General features: G+C 31.1%; 16 protein-coding genes and 7 pseudogenes. 8 read left to right on the top strand and 15 right to left on the bottom strand.

Annotated elements, in window-relative coordinates:
* Positions 1-374: lyase family protein (locus RBB48_RS29665; protein ID WP_306008681.1), on the bottom strand; the 374-nt coding region annotated here is incomplete at its 3' end.
* Between the two features lie 53 nt (positions 375-427).
* Positions 428-1,432, bottom strand: a complete 1,005-nt coding sequence (locus RBB48_RS29660) for an asparaginase (RefSeq protein ID WP_306008680.1) — start codon at positions 1,430-1,432, stop codon at positions 428-430.
* 183 nt (positions 1,433-1,615) lie between these two features.
* On the opposite strand from RBB48_RS29660, the gene RBB48_RS29655 reads away from it, so the two are divergent.
* Entirely contained in the window at positions 1,616-1,993 is a 378-nt protein-coding gene (locus RBB48_RS29655) for a helix-turn-helix domain-containing protein (RefSeq protein ID WP_306008682.1), read from the top strand.
* 489 nt (positions 1,994-2,482) lie between these two features.
* Here the strand turns inward: RBB48_RS29655 and RBB48_RS29650 are convergent, their stop codons facing one another.
* Positions 2,483-3,655 carry a tyrosine-type recombinase/integrase gene (locus tag RBB48_RS29650; protein ID WP_306008679.1) on the bottom strand — a complete coding sequence of 391 codons (1,173 nt, stop codon included), beginning with the start codon at positions 3,653-3,655 and terminating at the stop codon, positions 2,483-2,485.
* A gap of 403 nt (positions 3,656-4,058) precedes the next feature.
* On the opposite strand from RBB48_RS29650, the gene RBB48_RS29645 reads away from it, so the two are divergent.
* Positions 4,059-5,057 (top strand): helix-turn-helix domain-containing protein, encoded by a 999-nt coding sequence (locus RBB48_RS29645; RefSeq protein ID WP_306008678.1) that lies wholly within the window; start codon positions 4,059-4,061, stop codon positions 5,055-5,057.
* Between the two features lie 513 nt (positions 5,058-5,570).
* Here RBB48_RS29645 and RBB48_RS29640 read toward each other — a convergent pair.
* A pseudogene (locus tag RBB48_RS29640) lies at positions 5,571-5,811 on the bottom strand (hypothetical protein).
* Between the two features lie 47 nt (positions 5,812-5,858).
* On the opposite strand from RBB48_RS29640, the pseudogene RBB48_RS31815 reads away from it, so the two are divergent.
* A pseudogene (locus tag RBB48_RS31815) lies at positions 5,859-5,939 on the top strand (DUF2187 family protein); the annotation flags it as partial.
* 58 nt (positions 5,940-5,997) lie between these two features.
* Here the strand turns inward: RBB48_RS31815 and RBB48_RS29630 are convergent.
* The 6 genes and pseudogenes from RBB48_RS29630 to RBB48_RS29605 all read right to left on the bottom strand — a co-directional run.
* Positions 5,998-6,297: an ArsR/SmtB family transcription factor gene (locus tag RBB48_RS29630; RefSeq protein ID WP_000214796.1), complete on the bottom strand. Its 300-nt coding sequence runs from the start codon at positions 6,295-6,297 to the stop codon at positions 5,998-6,000.
* A 318-nt stretch (positions 6,298-6,615) separates the two neighbouring features.
* Positions 6,616-6,778, bottom strand: a pseudogene (locus tag RBB48_RS29625) (IS4 family transposase); the annotation flags it as partial.
* Positions 6,779-6,922: 144 nt separating this feature from the next.
* Positions 6,923-7,663 carry a YrrS family protein gene (locus RBB48_RS29620; RefSeq protein WP_306008677.1) on the bottom strand — a complete coding sequence of 247 codons (741 nt, stop codon included), beginning with the start codon at positions 7,661-7,663 and terminating at the stop codon, positions 6,923-6,925.
* A 238-nt stretch (positions 7,664-7,901) separates the two neighbouring features.
* Positions 7,902-8,336: a hypothetical protein gene (locus RBB48_RS29615; RefSeq protein ID WP_002004029.1), complete on the bottom strand. Its 435-nt coding sequence runs from the start codon at positions 8,334-8,336 to the stop codon at positions 7,902-7,904.
* Positions 8,337-8,691: 355 nt separating this feature from the next.
* Positions 8,692-8,814, bottom strand: a pseudogene (locus RBB48_RS29610) (Holliday junction resolvase RecU); the annotation flags it as partial.
* Positions 8,815-10,136: 1,322 nt separating this feature from the next.
* Positions 10,137-10,268: pseudogene (locus tag RBB48_RS29605) on the bottom strand (VanZ family protein); the annotation flags it as partial.
* 514 nt (positions 10,269-10,782) lie between these two features.
* On the opposite strand from RBB48_RS29605, the gene RBB48_RS29600 reads away from it, so the two are divergent.
* Positions 10,783-12,498 (top strand): peptidoglycan D,D-transpeptidase FtsI family protein, encoded by a 1,716-nt coding sequence (locus tag RBB48_RS29600; protein WP_306008676.1) that lies wholly within the window; start codon positions 10,783-10,785, stop codon positions 12,496-12,498.
* 47 nt (positions 12,499-12,545) lie between these two features.
* On the opposite strand, the gene RBB48_RS29595 is transcribed toward RBB48_RS29600, so the two are convergent.
* The 4 genes and pseudogenes from RBB48_RS29595 to RBB48_RS29580 all read right to left on the bottom strand — a co-directional run.
* Entirely contained in the window at positions 12,546-13,373 is an 828-nt protein-coding gene (locus tag RBB48_RS29595) for an SH3 domain-containing protein (protein ID WP_306008675.1), read from the bottom strand.
* Positions 13,363-13,896, bottom strand: coding sequence for an RNA polymerase sigma factor (locus RBB48_RS29590; protein WP_306008674.1), 534 nt, complete (start codon positions 13,894-13,896; stop codon positions 13,363-13,365). The genes RBB48_RS29595 and RBB48_RS29590 overlap by 11 nt, the downstream gene beginning before the upstream one ends.
* Before the next feature lie 288 nt (positions 13,897-14,184).
* Positions 14,185-14,454, bottom strand: a pseudogene (locus tag RBB48_RS29585) (DDE-type integrase/transposase/recombinase); the annotation flags it as partial.
* Between the two features lie 76 nt (positions 14,455-14,530).
* Positions 14,531-15,057 (bottom strand): annotated as a pseudogene (locus RBB48_RS29580) (RNA-guided endonuclease TnpB family protein); the annotation flags it as partial.
* A 345-nt stretch (positions 15,058-15,402) separates the two neighbouring features.
* On the opposite strand from RBB48_RS29580, the gene RBB48_RS29575 reads away from it, so the two are divergent.
* Entirely contained in the window at positions 15,403-15,996 is a 594-nt protein-coding gene (locus tag RBB48_RS29575; protein ID WP_306008673.1) for a TasA family protein, read from the top strand.
* Between the two features lie 432 nt (positions 15,997-16,428).
* Positions 16,429-17,139 (top strand): hypothetical protein, encoded by a 711-nt coding sequence (locus tag RBB48_RS29570; RefSeq protein ID WP_306008672.1) that lies wholly within the window; start codon positions 16,429-16,431, stop codon positions 17,137-17,139.
* Positions 17,140-17,499: 360 nt separating this feature from the next.
* Here the strand turns inward: RBB48_RS29570 and RBB48_RS29565 are convergent, their stop codons facing one another.
* Positions 17,500-17,706, bottom strand: a complete 207-nt coding sequence (locus RBB48_RS29565; protein WP_098200663.1) for a hypothetical protein — start codon at positions 17,704-17,706, stop codon at positions 17,500-17,502.
* 794 nt (positions 17,707-18,500) lie between these two features.
* Here RBB48_RS29565 and RBB48_RS29560 point away from each other — a divergent pair.
* Positions 18,501-19,814 (top strand): hypothetical protein, encoded by a 1,314-nt coding sequence (locus RBB48_RS29560; RefSeq protein WP_306008671.1) that lies wholly within the window; start codon positions 18,501-18,503, stop codon positions 19,812-19,814.
* Complete coding sequence (locus RBB48_RS29555; RefSeq protein ID WP_306008670.1) at positions 19,804-20,895, top strand: hypothetical protein; 1,092 nt, start codon at positions 19,804-19,806, stop codon at positions 20,893-20,895. The genes RBB48_RS29560 and RBB48_RS29555 overlap by 11 nt, the downstream gene beginning before the upstream one ends.
* Positions 20,896-21,384 lie beyond the last annotated feature (489 nt).

Here is a 21,384-nt window from a genome sequence, read left to right as displayed (position 1 = left end):
TCCATTCCTAATAATTCAAGAGCACGATTGGCCATGACTTCATTTGCGTTCATATTCATTGAAGTACCTGCTCCGCCCTGAATTGGATCGACGATGAAATGATCGTGCCATTTTCCATCAAGAATTTCTTGAGCAGCTTCTGCGATCGCGCCACCCTTGTTCAATTCCAATCTTCCTATATCTGTATTAGCAAGCGCTGCTGCTTTTTTTACAATTGCGAATGCCCTAATTAAACCTTCATGAATTTTGTACCCTGTGATTGGAAAATTTTCAACAGCACGTAAAGTTTGAATTCCGTAATATGACTTGAAAGGTAATTTTTTTGACCCCAAAAAATCCTTCTCCACTCGCATGTTCTCGTTTGTAATTGACATATTAATTTCTCTCCCATATTAAATGTAAAACCTTAAAAGACCATATAAAATCATTACCAATCCTTGTCAGATTTAAGTGTTAAATCGTATGCTAAAGACGTTTCCATAATTTCTTTAATTTCTTCTAATTTATTAGTTTTTCCTAGCGTCCACATCAATTTTGCCATGATTGCTTCCGTATTCATATCTCCAGATAATATCACTTGATGCTGCGCCACTTTCCGTCCTACTTCATAGAGAAGTATATCTTCGCCTTCTTCCAAGCATTGAGTAGTAATCACTACAGCAATCCCCATTTCAGTCAGTTCTTGAATTTTCGAAAGTAAGTTCCTTCCTTCAAAAGGCAATCCACCGTTACCAAAGCTTTCAATAATAATTCCTTTATACAACCCTTTTAGACAATCAAATATCTCCGGCTTTGTACCTGGATACAATTTCATAAGAAAAACATCTGTACATAAATTAGTATTTACTACGATTTCATCATGGGAAATAGTTGGCTTCCAATGATATTTCACTTCATTTTCATTTACTTCAGCAACATATGGATAATTCACACTTTCAAACGCATCATAACTTTTTGTTCGCATTTTAACAGCCCTTGTCCCAATAATGACCCTACTATCAAAAACAATAAACACACCCGCAACATCTTCACAAGAAAATCTAAGGGCATCAGCTACATTTTTCTTTGCGTCTGTTTTTTTAAAACTGATAGGTACTTGTGAACCTGTTAAAACAACTGGTTTTCTTAAACCTTGAAGCATATAAGAAAGCGCCGAAGATGTATAGGCTAACGTATCTGTCCCATGTGTAATCACAAACCCGTCGTAATCATCATAGTGATTAAAAACAGCATTAGCTATTTCTATCCAATGCTCAGGCTGCATATTGGTACTATCAATATTCATTAAAATTTTGCAATCTATTTCTAAATTTTGGAATGAATTCGAAAAATAATTTAACAATTCTTCAGCTGATAATCCTGGAACAAGCCCTTCATTTCCTTCCACAGATGCGATTGTTCCACCAGTTGCAAGTAATAAAATCCTCTTCATACACAACACCTCCATAAAATAAACAAATATATATCGTTCGCGAAATGCGTATTTATACTTATCATTATAGAACTTAATTTGAAATAATCAAGGTTTTGTATTCAATACGCGTACTTTTTTCTGTTCTTGATTATTTTCCTATGTTATAATTGATTTAATAAAAATAGATGGGGTATGAGACGAATGCTGGAACGTTTATCTGAGTTAAGAAAAAATCAAAAATGGTCCTTACAAGATACAGCAGATCGACTTGGGATTGCGAAAAGCACCTATGCTGGGTATGAAAATGGATATAGATTACCTTCATTACAATCTTTAGCCAAAATAGCAGATTTATTTGATACATCCGTAGATTATATAATAGGCCGCACTGAAAATTCACATCAAATCAAAGATATAATTGAAATCACAAAACTACTGAAAGAGCCAGACCAAACACTTTTAATAGACGGAGAAGTATTATCCACTGAAGAATTAATTGACTTTATTGCATTTGTAAGAAGTAAACGGGAACTAAGTTCCAAAAGAATAGAAAATATTAAATCGAGGTTTGAAGATTGATTGAATAAAGAACGATCTTGTACTCTTTAAACTTTGAAGTACTTATACGATTTATTTGCAAACGGCATGGATAGGATTAGTGTGGAAAATGAATTAATTAGAATATATTTTACCACCTTTATATTCATAAATTACTTTTTTCCTATTTCACGTACAAAAAAGAAAAGTATCCATTTAAAAGATACTTTTCTTTTTATCCTAGTGTAAGTTATACCGTCCTGATACCTATTCCTCTCCCCTACAAAATAGGTATTTTGTAATTTCTTCACTTACAAAATTATTTTCACGTTTTAATTTCTCTAAGCTAAATGCACTAAGGTTTACTAGTATTTTCTAAACTCATCTACTCAATTACATTTAATTACAGGTGGAATTAAAATCTATTTTCTTTACACAATAACAATGCTTCCGTTTGTTTTTTGAACAAGTAAATCTTTATTTAATTATGTAAAAAATATATAATTAAATGAAGGTTTTAACGTTATATATTTACATCAACATATCTGCAAATGAAGTACCCACATTATTCTTCCGTTTCATATGTTTCTCTAAATAGATTTTTGTTGTTTGAATATTTTCATGTCCCAAGGTCTGCATTAAATGATATAGATCCGCATTTCCTTGTTCAACTGCCATAATTGCAAAAGCATGACGGAATGTATGCGCCGTTACAGGATTTTCACGATACTTTAGAAACTCTAAATTTGTCTTTTTTATCATATCTGTTACCTGATTCGATAAGGTTTTTGAATTATAAAAATTACCCCTTTGATTTACTAATAAAGGACTTTCATCTCCTCGATCCAATACAGTTTGGAACCCTCTTCTCCTTCTCATTTCACAAATACATTGATACAAATGTTCCGAAATGAAAAGTTCACGCACTTTATCTCCTTTACCCGTTACTTTTAACCAGTACTTTCCGTCATAGTGTAAATCTTTGACTCTTGTTGTACACAATTCTTGAATTCTTGCACCAGTACTCGTTAGAGCTAGTAAGATTGTATAGTTTACTAAATGCCCTTTTTCTTTATAAAAACCCAAAATTTTCATCACTTCATCATAAGATAGATCCCGATTTGGCCGATCCTGTTCATTTACATTTGCACGCTGCAGTTCTTCATGAAGAGGCTTTTCAATATAAGAAAATACATGGAGATGTTTTAGAAAAGAACGAATGAGCACTGTTTTCTTCGCAAGAGTTGCGACCGCGTACGTATCCCCATTCCTACCGTTATCTACCTGCTTCAACCAAGAATTGTATTTACGAATATGCCAAGGCTGTAATGTTTTTAATAAAGATTCGTTTTGTTGTACCTCTTCCCCATTCAATTCAAATTCTTCTGCATGCTGCACCATGCACTGACAAAATGATAAGATTTCGGACACGTAACTCTTTTTCGTATCCTCTTTTCTATTCTTCTTTTCATCCATATCTTTTTGTAAATGTACAAAATGATAAATGACTTCTATATCACTTAAATACGTATACTTACTCTTCCCCTCTTTTTCTGCAACCTCCATCTTCTCTTCCACCTTATCTACATAACCATTGTTATGCAGATAAGGAATGATACCACTTATATTCTCTACATATGTATCCATATACTTACTCTTATCGTTTATAATAGGTATATTTTCTTTTATATTGTTATTACCCATAATTCGAATTCACCTCTCCTATTGAAGACTATGAATATAATTCTCTTTATTACATATACATATTATTTTATTTTACTTTTATCCATTATACAAATGATAATTCATTTTCTTTCTATAAGAATCCTACATTCTTCTCTATTATCCTATACGTATATTTTTTTATAATTTATTAGTAAATAGATATCTTTTAATAGATAATATCTTATATTTTAAATCCATTTTACAATGAAGATAAATTTAAAAACACATTAAAGGATAAAACAAATCAAAAATACTTTTAAACTACAAAAATTCATAAGAACTTTAATAAATTCTATTTCTCATTTTAAATATATCTCATATTCTGATATGATATATACATATCTAAAATACTAGTAAACAATAGTTATGGAGGTGTCCTTGCATGACACAGGATTTATTGTTCATTACAAAACCTACTGTAACAACAAAAGAGGCAGCCGACTTATTAGGAGTAACAGTACAAACAATTTTAAAGAAAGAAAAAGATGGATTAATAGAATGTGTATATAAAGATAACTGGAAGCAATTCGGTAGTAAGATTTTCTACTTAGAGGATATTGAACGTTTAAAAAATAGCGAAGAGATTGAGGGTTATAGTACAAAAGAAGCAGCTGAGATTCTTAATGTAGCACCATCTACTATCTTTACATATATCAAATCTGGAAAACTACCTGCTTCAAAGATTGAAAAGCGTGGAAAAGAAGTATATATCATTGATAAAGATGACCTTGAAACTTTTCAACTTACTTATGAAAAAACTACCTCAAAAGAGCGAAAAACATTCATTGCTAAGATTCAAGACGAAGATATATATTTATATCAATTATTAACAAATCAACATACTGGAAAAATAGCGAGAGTAATAGAGATCAATGGAGCAGACGGCAAAATTCTTACAGAAGACGAAGAAATTTTCCCTCTATCCACGTATAAAGAACATGATTACTCCTTAGAACCTTTCCGTAAACAAGCTGTGATTACAAAACGAGGGTATTTATCTTTTTCATTTAAAAAACCTCAGCTATTTAATTCCATTACTTATAATCTAATAAATTTATTTTATAAAGAGCTAGGTGTCATAAATATGCGATTGAGTATTTCATCAGATACTATTAAATTAGAAATTAAACCTTTCGTATTACAAGTTGATCCATTGCAGTTTCAAGAGGAGATTAAACACTTACATTCTCATATGAAATCTGGCACGATACTTCCACATGTAGAAGGTATTTACTTTAAAAGTAATGTAGAGGCATTAACATTTCATGCAGATCATGAATTCAAGCAAAAAGTAGTGAAAATGGCAGTGGATGCAGGTATGGGGCAAGAAGAATTTTTATTACAAGCTGTAAAATCTTATATTAAAAATTTGGAACAATAGTTGATTTTTATCAATAAGAAAAAGCGTAGAAAGATTTAATTTCTACGCTTTTTCAATTATACAATTTAATTATTCAATTCTGGGAGAGTAACACATGCCTATCAGGCTAAAATTAGCTAAGTTCAAACTCATCCAAACTTTTTGTTCTTGTACAAGGGCATAAAACTCCAAACTATTCCGAGAAAAATCTCTATTCAGGTAAATTTCATATCTTTAATTGAGCAAACATTTTTCGAAAACTACAACAGCTGTTTACGAGAATACAACCTCAACATAAAAAAGACCACCCCTTTCAATAAAGGAAGTGGTCTTCCTAAATTATCTATTTTTTTAAAATAAACCTATAATAACTCTGATATCTCTTTACTCAGCCATCCGTTTATAGCAATAAAATCCATTAATACATGTAATTCTGTCCCTATTAAAGCAGAAATAAAAATGATTTTTAATGAAGTACTCTATTTATAAGTAAACAATATTATTAATCTAGGTATTATAAAATTAGTACCTCACTTAAGAAGTTTTAAAAGACAAGCTTGTTAATGATGCCCAACACTTAAGTCGTCATTTAATACGAGGGATAACAAGCTACAAATGGTAATGTAATAGTAATTGAGCCATCAGAATTAATCACTATACTAGGACTAGATCCACACTCTTCTCCACCACTTACAATTGATTCTACCCTGCCACTAGGAGTAAACGTAACTATAAGACACACATCGATACAAATATCATTTAAAGTATATGCCATTACTTATCCCCTCTCTAAAGGAGGAACTATTATTATGGGATATGATTGTAGTAAGCGGTGGTACTTTTGAATTTGATCGAACCATTGTAAATCATAAAAACTATAAAATTTCAAATGCAAATACATAAAGCAACACAAAATAGCCCCTTCTCACCAGCAGCGGCTATTTTATATGAAAATACTTCATTAGTTTATATATCCTAAAACACTTACAATCTTACTCGCTTTTAAATTATGAATATGATAATAAATTTCTAAACCTTTTCGCTCAGCTCGTAACACTTTACCCTTCATTTTTGATAAATGTTGTGAAACTGTCGATTGTGGTATATTCAGTAATTCTGTTAATTGTGTTACATTACACGTTTTTCTCGTACTTAATTCATTTACAATTTGTAAGCGGATTGGATGCGCCATAATTTTTAAAATATCTACATCTTCTTCTGAAACTAAACTTTTTCTCATTTCACTCGTATATGTTGTCATAGGACATTCCCCTTTTATATGAATTCCTTTTATTTTGATTTATTTCCAAAATATTTAAAACTCCGATGTGAAACCTTTATATAAAAATAATAGAATTTTAAATTATTAAAAACAGAACGAAATACAATTCACTTTATTTATTCTTTTATTACATATAAATAATAAAATATTAATATGTGCTCTATGTGAAGTTAGCATAAATTTATAATGAAGATTTTTCAAATAATTCACATGTAACTACCGATTTTTCTGCTTTTTGTTTCCCTTCTATCTTTGTTGCTTTCTTTTCTTGAGCTTTTCATTGGTTTATCCAGGTGCAGGAGTGTTGGTCATATAAAGATCGATACTACTAAGTCGTTTACTACGAGGAGAATATTTCATTCCTTTCTATTCTCTCGTACAACTTGATCCTGTAATCGTTTTTTTGTTGTTCTTTGGTTAATCGATGAACACTCACACGAGTTGAGACTTTATTGGTCATCAAAGTTGGTCCGCATCAGGATCTAACAAATGAGTCCAAGTAATAAATGCTGTCAACATAACAAAAAGAGTCCTGATTGATACGGACTCTTTTTGGAGTTTTTAAAAAAGTAAACTTTTAAACACATAATTACATTTCTATTATTTATTTCACCACTTGAACAGATGCTGGTTTCCACCCCTGATTCTCTACCCAATCAATATCAACCTTATATTTTTTATTACTTTGCTTATCTCGTACATTACCGTAGGCTTTATTATCACCATTATTCCCAATAAAATCGAAAATCAATTGGCTCTCTGGAACATCAACAGCATAAGAAATTGCTTTTTTCATCTCACTCCAATCTACTGTTCCTTCTTTAAATTTCATTTCAGGTTTTGCTCCTTGCACTGTACCAATTGGCTTCCAAGAAGGATTAGTTTGAGAACCCTTTTCTTGAGATGCCGTTTTTTCTCCCTCTTTATTTTCATTTTCGTTCATTTTTACCGATTTTTCTGCTTTTTGTTTCTCTTCTAACAGTGCTGCTTCTTTCTCCTCACGTTTCTTCTCTTCTAACAGTACTGCTTCTTTCTCCTCACGTTCCTTCTCTTCTAACTGCGTTGCTTCTTTCTCCTCACGTTCCTTCTCTTCTAACTGCACTGCTTCTTTCTCTTTACGTTTCTTCTCTTCTAACTGCGCTGCTTCTTTCTCTTTACGTTTCTTCTCTTCTATCTTTGTTGCTTTCTTTTCTTGAGCAATTGCTTTCTTTGATGTATCAGAAGGGGCAAATAACTGGTATGTCACTATACCAACTGTCACTAATACAAAAGTAAATGCAATATTAAAAACCACCTTTTTACGACGATTTTGTTGTTTTTCTTGAAACCTGCTTACTTGTCCCATTTTTTAAACCCCCGAGTTTATTTTCTCTTCAAATCTTTATGCATTATTCTTATAATTCTTAATATTTTTATTAAACGATGGAAATAAATCACAATTCCCATACAAGATTTCATATCATAATAAAATTTGTGTTGTTTCAAGCATCTGACATATGTTATTCAAAAATATTTTAATACATTAAAAATTGATAAACTCCTGTTCGTAAGAAACCTTCAATTTTATTCAAAGATGATTCCAATTACGTCCACATTAGATCTCCTGTAGAAATCTTTTTAACAATTAAGCCCCTTCTTCCCTTATTTATAATTTTTAAATTAAACTGCCCTCTATGGTACAATAAAGATGTGTTGTTTTCTACTGGGGTATGTCGTAAAATCAGAAGGGATTTTATCTCTTTTACCTTTTTTTCAGAGTAACTTTCACCACTAGGAAACTCTATTATTCCTAATGTAATCTTTAATTCGCTTTCATCAAAAGTCCAATCCTTATTAAGTTCCCTTATCTTTTGTATAAAGCTTCTTTTGGTTTTTCCTATATAGATTAATGTTTCATTTTTAGCATATACTCTAGAGATTGCAAATATTCCCTTCTTAAAAGCTTCTTCTCTACTATAAAAATCATTTAAACTATACAATCCATACCATTTAATATGTACTTTTTCTATTAATCTCACCTCACTTTCAGATAATATTATAATTTCTGAATGTTCAAATTATTATGGATACATAGCCTTGATTACTTGAATTATAAATAGTGCTTTTCAATAATACATTTTATTATTACTAATTTCAATAATGAATATGTATATCTCATCATGAATTTCCTATCATTTGTTTCGTCAAGTAAGGCTCATAATTCTCTTCGATAATTATATCGTTCTGTGGTGGGAGAATCCTTGTACAGGGGAAATGGCGCGTCAGCCGGATGAGTTGATTTTTCGTTTTCTAAATACCTTTTCTTAAAATGATATGCGGTGTTTTCACGTAGGACGTCATTTGCATAGAATAGCGTACTTTTTTGGGGAAATTCGAAAATAATACCTTTCCAGGAGTCGGACGCTTGTTTATAAGCGCCACTCCCCCTCTTTGATACATTTCATTAGTTAGATTGATAAGCTTTTCAAAAGCTATACCACGGTTTCCTTGTCCCATTGTTATTCCTCACTTTCTACTTTAATTGAATATGCAATATTTCATATTTTTTTATTATAATATTCCTTTATTAATCATCACTTTCTATCAAACCATTAATATTCATTGATAAATCAACATTTGTAATTTAATTCCTGATGTTTAATCCTGCTGAAAAACACTTAATTTATATATCAAAATAATTGTATTGGAATTTCTTGTTCTACACATCTATACGTATTTTATGTATTATATAGCAGAAGAGTAAGGTAAGAGTTACTCTTTGCCATTTTAGGAAAGGTCCTGTTGGAGACAACGGGGCCTTTTTTCGTAGTTGCGATAGGTAAGACTTTGAAGTTATCGCCATCTTTTCCCCCGCTTAGCACTGTACGTGCGACTTTCACCGCATACAGCGCCCCATCTTATCCTTTTATACTAAAGCAACTAGATTACAAACAATGTTGTACTCACCAACGTATTAATTCCCTTTTCTTATGAAAAGTCACATCATCTTACTCGATCCTGTGAGTTACATCCAGTTGATTTAGTTTTCAAAGAACAAGACTAGGGACTATCCCTCCACATTCATTACACGCTTCGTCGGTACTGTGTCCCCACCTTCACAAGAATAAAGCAATTTCGGTTCGTTAGAACCTTATATGCATCTGTCCGCTAGTAGGCGTTGTTGACAGCTTCTTGCTTACCACGTTCCGATTGACTTAGCTATACATATATCCTTAGGTGCTTGCTGTAAGCCTGTTATCTTTACATCCTCATCGTTGGATGCTCCGAATTTCATATTATTTACTCTTACTTTTCGGTAGATAACGTCGTCATTAACGACATACACATTTCTAATGTATTAATAGTTTAGACCCGTACATTCGCAAGTTCGCCAGTCCGTTAGGACATTCTCACCATAGATAGTTTGTAGCATCCCGACCTATCCATTACCATATGATTTCTCACTTAGGTTCTGTTCAGCCGACTTCACCTAGCTTCATACAATTTGTGACTACTATCACGCCTTGCATGTAGGAGTATTAGATAAGTAGTTTCAGCTCAACTTGACGGCTTTCATTCCTACTTTCAGTCAATCAGTTGTTGTTATCAAATTGATAACCCTCCTATTTCGTGTTTACACACTTATAAGGAAACGTGTCGCGCAAATAACTATTTTGTTATAAAGTTACTGTTTCTTTATTTAACTCTTATCCCATTTTCAATAACAAACTACGGAAATGAGTGAAGTCTCCTCTATTGTCGTATCCAGCGAAATAGGTATAGACTCTTAATTTCCCAAGATTATGAGAATAATATTTTTGATACTGTTTAGCTTCATCTAGTTTTTTTTCTCTTTTACATATCTTTTTGTATACTACAAAATAACTAAAAACAAATACAAATAGTAACAAGAGTGTCAGTAGTATCGTAGGAATCGCATAACTAGCGATTAGATTGAAAATAATGTTCATTTTACACCTCTGTTTTTATGAATATAATTTTGTACATATGCATTTTATATAGTGATTATTAATACAACAATCGAGCTTTGGATCTTCAAAGGCTCGCAAAAGATGTAGGATTTATTCATTAGGGAAGTAATTTTAAACAAGGCTGAATAAGATAAAATCGTCATGCCGTTCAAAAATACGAGCTGAATTTACATAAATAACTGTCAAAAGATAAAATTTTTGTTTTGGGGGTTCCTGAAAATATTAGCTTGATGGGCATAGGGTACAGCCCAGTAATTGATAAATCGCCTTTCTTGTTTTTCTCTCTATTTTTTTGTTGCTTACATTAGAAATGCTAAACTGTATAATGACTCATATTAAACTTATAAATGGACTTGTTAGTAACTTTTCATACTAATTATTCCTTTCTTCATGCTGTAATACTTAATAGACAACCTAAACAATAAAGTTGTTCCACATTTACAAAAAAAATAATTAAATATAAGATGAAATAGGCTACATAAGGGAGGGTTATATGCTACATACAAAAAGATGGAGATTTTTTGCGGTTCTTTCTATTGTAGGTTTGATTTTACTAATTTTATTAAAAATCAACTTCATTTCAATTACTATCGCAACTTCTTCAGCTGAAAGAGGAAAGATTTTTGATCAAAATGGTGTAATACTAGCTACAAATAAGAAAGTTAAGTCTCTATATTGCACTTCTAATGATGAAAAGCTATCGAAACAAGACACAACAAACACATTAGCTTTTTTTAATCAATTTTCAAGCAAGTTTCAACATGATATTTCTACAAAGAACATAAAATCTCAATTACAACAATCTTGTAAAAAGCAGACTATGAATGATATACCGTTATACTCTGATATAACTGAGAACGAACTTGCATTCATAAACAAAAACAAACCCAATAATGTAATAATTAAAGATGAATGGATTCGATATTATCCTAAACACGAAATTGGTTCGCAGGTAATTGGGTATGTAGAAAATGACCTTCATTCAAAGCATATGCTTGTTGGAAAAAGTGGGATTGAGCTGCAATATGAAAATGATTTAAAAGGAAAACCAGGAAAAACTCTTATTTTTAAGATTGGTAATAAAAAGTTCTTCTGGAACATTCAAAACGTACAAAAAGGAAAAGATGTCCGGCTAGCCTTAGACTCTAAATTGCAGCAAAAAACAGAGGAAGCATTAAGATCTCAAATTAAGAAAATACCTGATGCTAAAGCTGGTTATGCTGTAGTGAGCGATGTAAAAACTGGCGCAATTTTAACTATGGCCAACTCGGCAGTATTTAATCCAAATACACATGTATCATCTAAAAATGAAAACTTTAAATCACTTTCGCAAAATAAAACAATTCAAAAATTAAAGTATGGTGAATCTTATGTAAATATGTCCTCTACTATAAAGCCGCTTACTATTTTAATTGGATTAAACGAAAAGCTTTTTCAACCTGAAGATACTTATTTAGATAAGGGTGCCTTTCAGTATGATAATCAAAATAACATTTCGAATGCACCTGGAACGCCAACAGGTGAGATTACACCAAGGCAGGCTATCATTAATTCATCTAACACATTTATGACAGCAAAAGTAGCTCTGCCCTTATTCAACCAAAATAATGGGAATATAGAAAAAGTGGCACATATATGGACAGATTATTTAATGCAATTCGGCCTACGTTCTAAAACCGGGATTGATTTACCCTTTGAAGAATACGGACAATATGAATTCCATCCATCTAATACGTTTGAAAAGGGAATCTCCGCTTTATTAAATGCCTCTTGGGGAGAAAATGAAGTGCATACCCCCCTTCAACTCGCTCAATATGCAGCAACTTTGGCAAGTAAAGGTGATAAATATAAACCTCAAATTGTAAGTGCTATTATTGGTCAAGATGGTAAGGACACAAAAAAGTTTAAACCCCTTTTAGAAAGTTCAAATCGTTATCCTATGGAATTTTGGAGTGTCGTGCAAGGTGGAATGGGTCAGAATATAGAGGAGATTAAAAATTTACCCTTTCATGTCGCAGGTAAAACGGGTAGTACAGGTTCTCCTAATGAGCAAGAAAGAATGATAAATCATTCTCTTTTCATTTCATATGCTCCTACCGAAAATCCACAAATCGCCATTTCTGTCGTTATTCCTGGTAGTAATTCAGAAAAAAACATCGCTGCTCTCGTTACAGCAAAAGTTTTAGAGTTCTGGCATACACTTCAATAAGAAAATAAAAACAAAAAGGAAGGTTCATTAAAGTGAACCTTCCTCTTTTACCATATAGAATCTATATTTATTATTTTCCACATACCTTCATGATCCTTTTCGAACACAAATGAATATTTAATATCCGTTAAAACATACTCTTTTTGTACATACCCAGTATTACCGTTAAATGTCGATATTTTTATATATTCATCATTCTGCACTTTTTCTGGAATCCAAGCTTTTACAATTTCATTAGATACTTCATATAAAATTTGTGATTCTCGTTTTGGTTCAGCTAAAATTTTCGTTTTATTTCCAGTAACAGTTACATATATATAATGGTCTCGCTTTGATTGGTTACTTTCTGTCATTCCACTTGGTACTTTATATACTTTCTTTGTATCATTTGCAAACTCTCCCCCCATTGTAAGAGCGACTTGCAACTCATGAAAAATATCTTCATCAAACTTCAATTCATCCTTCTTATAACTCTTCCCTTTAAATAGAACTTCCTCATTTAATGCTCTATACAAATCATTTTCATTTTTTGAATTTGTACTTTGATATAAATCATTCATAAATTGTTTCAATGATGCATCTTGAGCAGATTCATCTTTTGTTTTCGGCTCAATTTGAGTACTACTTTGTACCGGTGATTTATTATCATCAACCCAAGGTTGTTGAACAATGAAAAATAACATTGTACAAACTAAAACAACTACAACAGGCAATGCTTTTTTTCGAAATGGTCTCTTATATGTTACAGAATCTACTTCACTATTTTGATATACCGATTGTTTTATTTTATCAATATATTCTTCTTCATCTTTCCGATGCTCCATTGGTCCTTTTTTCAATTTACTATACCAGTCAGGATTTTTTTTACTGTTCATCACTTCTACCCTCCTCTATTAGTTTTGAAACTTTACTTCTCGCTCTACTTAATCTAGATTTGACTGTTCCAATTGACACACCTAATGTTTCAGCCATTTCTTCATAAGATAATTCATATTTTGCGTCTAATATTAGTATTTCACGGTGTTTTTTAGGTAGTTTTAATACAACATCCCACACTTCATTTAGTTCCTCTTGTTTAAAAAACTGTTGTTCTGCCGAAGAAGACTGCTTGTCGTCACTAAAAAATCCCACTAAAGATATCCTTTTAAAATAAGCGGATTTTAAATAGTTTATTGCTGTATTTCTTGTGATTTTTAATATCCACGTTTTAATAGATGAATCCTTTCGAAACGAATGCCAATGTTTAAAAACCTTTATAAAGACATCTTGTGTGATATCATCTGATAAGTGTGGATCTTTTGTAATAATAAATGAATAATTCCATACATCTTGCCAATAGTCTTTAATAACATAGTCGAGCTCGTCATGATTACATTTTCCAATAAACTTCTGTTCCATTTCCACACCTCAAACTTATTTGAATAAACATAAAACTGCCCTCACTTTTAATACGGTTTCAATATATAGACATGATACAAGTTTCATTTGTTCCATAGCGCTTTTTTCTATATAGCTACGCTTTCTGTATTTGAATATATTGTCGTTCTTCTGTCTCTTTCTTTATTTTCTCTTGACGTTACGTAGCTCTTCTTGCTCCCTTTGTATTTTGGTTCTGGTGCAAAAACAAAGTAAAAGAGAATAAAACATATATATTCCTAACGGAATCGTATTTTATGTTACAAGTCCATCTACTATATTATTCAAGTACTTTTGTTGTCTAAGTTGCTTACTATCAGGTATGCCTTTTTCTTTTTTCAACTACTCAATTGCTATAGAATAAGCCGGATTCTTATCGACTGTTATTACACGTGGCTTTGAAACATGAAAAGGCCGCAGCGCTTTCCTAAAAAAGCGCTTTGCAGCCTTTTGATCTCTTGTTTTGTTTAGACAAAAATCGATTGTGTTTCCTTTCGAATCAACAGTACGTTACAGGTACACCCATTGCCCTTTAACTTTATTGAACTACCCCCACTTTCACTTCATTTAGAAGTGAGGGATTCCTAAGTAAAGAGTTCTATCAAACTCTAATTGATTAAGCTAACCCCGCAGTCCTTGCGGTTAGAAGCCTTATTGCTTCATTCTTTAGATTGATACTTGCGTTAATATCCCTATCATGGTTTGTACGACAAGAAGGACAGTCCCATTCACGTAGGTTTAGATTTTTAACGTCTTTATTTTGATATCCACAACAAGAACATAATTGGCTGGAAGCAAATGTTTTCGATACGACAATGACTTGTTTGCCATACCATTTTGCTTTGTATTCTAACATTGATCGAAATTGCGACCAAGATACCTCACTAATTGCTTTTGCTAACTTATGATTTTTTAGCATATTCGATACTTGCAAATCCTCTATACCGATAACATCGTGGTTTTTGATGATTTCAGTTGAAATTTTGTCCAAGTAATCTTTTCTAGCATTTGATATGTATTCATGAATTCTAGCTACCTTTACTCGTTGTTTATTCCAGCGAGAAGATCCTTTAGAACACGCTGTGCTTTCGCCAACTTATCTTCTAATGATCGGAAAAACTTCGGATTTTCATAGTGTGTTCCATAATTATTTCAGTTTTGGGTCTACCCAAATGCGTACCTTTTGAATCGTATTGATAATCCTAAAGAAATGAATAATTCTTATCATAAAGGGGAGTTAATCTTAATTTGTTTTTGCAAAAGTTTTGAAAACATATTTAAGCGCTATATAATAAGAAAATTCCGGATTCAAACTTTCTATTTTTGGTACGTTTAATTTATAGAAAACAGATAACAACATAATTTTCTCAATAAGTAATATTCTTATTTCAATACAAAATTCTTACAATTGATGCTATACCTGTATTAAGGGGAGCGTTTTAGTTAATTAGGGAGAAAAATTGTAAAAATGATATGGGAGGAACAAAAATGTCATTGAAAAAGAAATTAGGTGTTGGAGTGGTTTCAGCCGCTCTTGGTATGTCTTTAATTGGTGGGGGAACATATGCATATTTTAGCGATCAAGTTGTAACAAATAATACATTTGCTGCAGGTACATTGGATTTAGCTATGCAACCAACTACTTCACTTAACTTAGAAAATTTAAAACCTGGGGACAAAATATTAAAGAAATTCAATTTAAAAAATAGTGGTACATTAGATATTAAAGATTTAATGATGAAAATAGACTATACTGTAAACGACTTAAAACAAAATAATACTACAGAAGATTTCGGTAAACATATTAAAGTACAATTTCTTTGGGATTGGGATCCTGCAAAAAGCCCTGCATACGAGACAACCCTTGCAGAACTAAAATCACAAAGTTCAGAGATTGTCTCCAAAAAAGTATTTCATTCTAAGTGGACTGAAACAGGGGGGTTAAAACCTGGGAAAATGGATTGGTTTTGGATAAAGTTTATATTTGAGGACAACGGAACAGATCAAAACGTTTTCCAAGGGGATAGTATTGCGCTAAAAATGGAGTTCCAAGCCAATCAAACAGAGGGAAAAGAAAGATAATATTACAAAAATATTATTGTGAAAATGTAAAACTGAGCATGTAATTTTTTATAATTTGTAAAATTGACCATCAAATACCCATATAAAAAACCAGTGATATCAGTACATTTGTATAATATCACTGGTTTTTTTGAGTTTAACATTTTGTATGTTTTGTAAAACTCATTTTTCTTTTTAATCTTGAAATATGTTCCAAAAGGTGTACCTTTTGGTGTGTATACTATTTGATATTTTTATATTATTTAACATTGAATGTTTTTTTGGGGGGCGGATTGGTAAAAGTTTTATATTGTAGATAGTATTATTTGTATCTAGATAAATAAAAAACCGAATATTCTGTGTTTTATTTATCAAATTAATAAACAATACAAATATTCTAAAAATACGGTAATATATTCTTGTATTTGTAAAATATTTCTAGGGGGTAATCGAATGATAAGTAAAAAATTTGTAACTGGTACTATTGTATCGACATTATTGGTTCTTTCTGCTTCGCCATCTTTAGCGGCTGTTAATGAAAAACAAGTACAAAAAACAAATTCTGTTCAAGAGGTCCAAAACGAAAAAAGTGCAGAAATTAAGTTTAACAATGAACAAGAGATGTACGATATTGCACAAAAAGCAGAGAAATATTTTGTGAAGAATGTAGATGGTACACTTGCACTTAATGCAACTGCGGAACAACTCGGAACTACTGAGGAAAATTTAAATCAGTATAGAAAAGGTTTAGAAGCTATTAATATAGCAGTTGCATCTGGTAACGTGAAGGTCAATGTTAATGCAAATACGAATTTATTGTCATTAGAAACGGTTGCTCCTTCAAATCATTCAACTCTTCCTAGTTGGACATGGGATAGTGATTTTTATGGTTGGAACTTTTATTTAAGTAACTCTGAATCGAAGACATTTGTATACAACTGTAATAAATGGGCAGCAGGTGCAGCGGGTGTCGCTGTTATCACTGGTTATGTAGCAGCCATGGGTGTACCTCAAGCTGCGGCAGCTGCTTTAGCGGCGGGATTAATTTCAGCAGGTCTTTGGTGGGTAGGAAACGAAGTGGATTATAGAATGACTAGTAAAGGGACAAAAATATATTTGAGTAACTGGAATCCAGTAAATATTGTTCAAATTTCAGGTAGATAAAATAATTTCTTAAAAGAAAACAATGTATATTCATTGTTTTCTTTTATTTAGGAGGTTACTACATTTATGATTGTATTTTTTTTAATATTATCCTTGTGTGGATATGTAATTTTAAAATACTCTAATATGTCTCTACCATCTTACGTTACGTATTTTTCAAGCGCATTTATCGTTATATGTGTATCTATATTAATCCTAAAATTAGATATTAAGCCACAAATAAAATATACGATGTTTGGTTTTTCTCTCTTTGTTCTTTTGCACAATTTTGTTATAGGAGCAAAAATGTTATTCAAATGAATAGTTTTATATAACAAAGGCACTCATTAGTTCGAGTGCCTTTGTTATATAAAATATATATTATTTTTTAAATACACTCGGTTCTTCAACCCTAAAGGAAATTACTTCTCCGCAATCAAGACAAAATGTAGTCAGTAGTTTAGAACGTTTCCCACCTTTGAAGATTGTACTAATTATATTTTCATAAATATAAGCATGGTAACCGTATCCTACTTTCCCCTCTTTAAGATTAGTAGATCCACATTTATCACATTTTGGATTTTGCATGTTGCTAACCTCCTTTTCTATAATGTTATCATGATTTTTATAAGGGGTTCATTTTTAAAGAAATATTGTATTGAGAAATAATTTAAGATACCTCTATCCCGATAATATGCAGCGAAGAACGTGCTAACTTCGTTGATTTGTTCTAAGAGGTTAATGTTTGTTTTTTGTTATAATTATGTTTTCGACATAATACAACATATCCCTGTTCCTTTTTGTTTTTTAACTCATAAATTGACCGTGAGTTAATTATTAACCCATAAGTTGGCCATGGTACCCCTATAATTTGTAAAACACGCCGTTGAATATCCAAATAAAAGCCCAGTAATATCATGCATACGTACCGATATTACTGGGCTGTATGAGTTTAACATTTTGTATGTTTTGTAAAACTCATTTCCTTTGTAATCTTTAAATATGTTAGAGCATTCCTCAAATCATTCTGTAAGTATCAGAATAGCATCCCGTTTCCTTAATTGTTTCCATAACCTACTAAAAAAAATTCAAACTACGAAATAGATTCTTTCCAGATTTTTAATCTGTATATGTAACAGAATATATATATGACGCCATTTCAATCAATTATTTCGTACATTTTAAATTCCAAATACCCCAAACAAAATCCACAATAATTGTATAAATTAATAATAATATTACATCCATTTGTAAAGGTAAAAATATTATTCTACATAACTTTTAATTATGTGGAAGAGTACACTTTAAGTTGTTATAGATAAAAATGTAAAATAAATGTAATATTATAAGAGGATATTATATTAAATCGGAGGATATTTTTTATGCAAAATGCTGAGATTGGTGTAAGAAGTTTAGATATACAATCAGGATTATATAGATTTAATGACGCTATAATAGATATAAAGCTAAGAAAAACAACATCTATTGGGAAAGCAGCTAGCTTGGCTGCCCACCTAAGAGGTCTCCAAGTAATAGAAAACTATGATGGATTAATTGCTTTAGCTTCTAAATTAGGGATTTCTGCTATAGAATTAGAATCAATACTTTCTACTCTAGATGAAATTAGATATGTGAAGGTCATAGGATCAAAGCAAAATCCTGACAAAATTGAAGTTTTATTAAGTAATTTTCAAACTACATACGAAAGACTAGGGCAACAATGGGAATTATCTAACCCTGCGGAATTCGAACAAAAAATGGTTAGTATTATAAGTAAGTTATCAAGTGAAGCAATACATAAAAACCAATTTAATACAACGTATGATTTAGACTCGAACGAATCCTCTTTAATAATGGATTTAGGAACTCAAGGTGGTCTAATTGGTAGCTATGTTAATCCTTCTACAGGATATGAAATGTTTTATTCACCTATATATATGGAAGAAAATCCACAAGACGTCATTAGTTTAATTAGTAAGTTCCCTGATAAAGATGTAAAAAAGACTTTCGAACTTCTTAAATCCTTCCCTGGTTATCCAGTATTTAATTTAAATAATATTAATAATGATGTTTTATTAGAAATGATGACAAGTAATATTTATCATACCCCAGCTATAGATGCTTCTGGTGGGAGAGTAAACTTTATGTTTAGCCCTTTTACTGATAGTCAGGATAGACAAATGTTAAAACACGCTAGATTTGTTGTAGCAGCTGTTAGATATGGAGAAAAATTTTCAGCTTATGGTCATTTAAGGAATCCAGCTCAGTTCTTAGAAAGTTTGTTAACTAGAGGCTATATTGGAAAGAATCCACATTCAGATATCGAAGCTCAATATGGAGTATTAAGAGATTGTGGTCTTGGTAAAATTATTGAAGTAATGCCAGGGCGCTTTAGATTTTATTTATCTGAAAGTGAATATGCACACAATGTTGTTAAATTGGCTAAAAAAATATTATTTTCTCAATCTGATTTTGATCCAGAGATGGCTAGAGGTATTGTTGAAGAGGCATGGTCTGAAAGAGGAAATCTTTCTTCATATGAATTTACAGGGTACATTCCAAATCTCACTAATATAAATAATGTAAGAAAAGCTTTATCTGAAAAACAACCTTTGAATAAATCTCATTCCTCACAAAAGATAATAAATCTTACATTAAATACTTTGTTTAATGGTGGTGAACCTGATGTCTTCTAACGATAAAGATTTTGATTATAAAATAAGATTCCAAAGGATATTATGGAAAATGGGTTTTTGGACTAGATCTGAAATTCCAGTATTGGCCTATTCAACAAATACATATGTAGATAATTTAAAGAAACATGATTTAACGGATTTAGATGTATATGGAGAGCTGTTGAATACGGATTTTTCTATAAATAAATATATCGCTGACTGTAAATCTGGAAGACAGGTCAAGAGTACAGAGAGGGTTTTTTGGTTAAAAGGAATTATGGAGTTTACTAACGCAGATAAAGGATTTTTAATAAAAAAAAATGTAACTGATCATATTCGTCTTATTTTAGACTCAATGAATATTTATGCTATAGATAACAATAATCTCTTAGAACTAGAAAAATTATATAATACTTCTTCAATAAATGAACTTTTCTCTAAAGAATATTATATAGAGAGGGAAAAAATTATAGGGTCACTTTCTGAGGAGTACAAGAAAATATATCAGTATATAAGCCAAAGATATTGGTATAATTCAAATCATGTAAATTTAAACGTAATTCTTACGATGTTAAATAAAAATCAATTCCACAAATGTTTCGAACGAAATAATAAGAGCCATTTATTTCTTCTTCTTGAAAATATAATTCTTTTAACAAGAATTATATTTGAATGTTGCAACTATGTTCTACATAGAAATATTGCAGACATACCCCAAGCAGTGCTTGAATATATACATGGAGGAGTAACTGGATACAACCAAAAGAAAAATATCCTTAGGGAAATTAAAAGTATGGTAAATACTTATTTGCCGAACGAAACCATTAATGTTGAAGAAAATGATATTAAACCTTTGTATTATCAGCCATTATTAGAATTAATTTTAACAATAATTACAGAGCCATTATTAGCTAAAGATATAATTAGATATTTGGAAATCTTTCAGCATGAAGTAATTTTAGAAAAAAAATATGATTTTAATCAATATTTTGCTAATAGTTATTCAAATATCACTCTAAAATTAGCTAAAGATATAATTAGGTTTTATTCTTCCTTCACTAAGGTAAATTCAGATATATTTGAAAGTATCTTAAAAATATAAAAATCAACTTAACAATACATTCATTTTCACTTGCCCCATTTGGATACTTATCATGAAATATCTAAAGTTTTTTATAATATTACCTTCTGCGGTTTTAATGTACTGCGAAACACGGAAAGAACTATTCTTTTTTTGATAAATAGATGTTCAACAGTTTCTGCTTTAATTCAATCAGAAAAACAAAAAGAACTTGTAGGAATCTCTACAAGTTCTTTTTTAGATAATGTAAAAAAGTTAAAACAAACTATCTCATAATTCGAATCGGAGCAAACACTATAACCACGGGTTAATTTTATTATATACCAAATCTCACCATATGCACTTTTAATATTTGAAAATTATGTGAATTCAGAGAAAGGGAATAAACAAATATTTCAAACCCCTAAAAATCCTAATTTAACATTTTGCAAAATACATTTTAAATCAATATCTATACCATAATAAATTATAAAAAATATAAATATAGGTAAATAGAGAAGAATGGTGCAT

Origin of the sequence: Bacillus sp. MMSF_3353 (assembly GCF_030733445.1) — a bacterium.
GTDB classification, from domain to species: Bacteria; Bacillota; Bacilli; order Bacillales; family Bacillaceae_G; genus Bacillus_A; species Bacillus_A wiedmannii.
The sequence above is the reverse complement of the archived record's forward strand: the minus strand, read 5'-3'. Positions and strand labels throughout refer to the sequence as shown.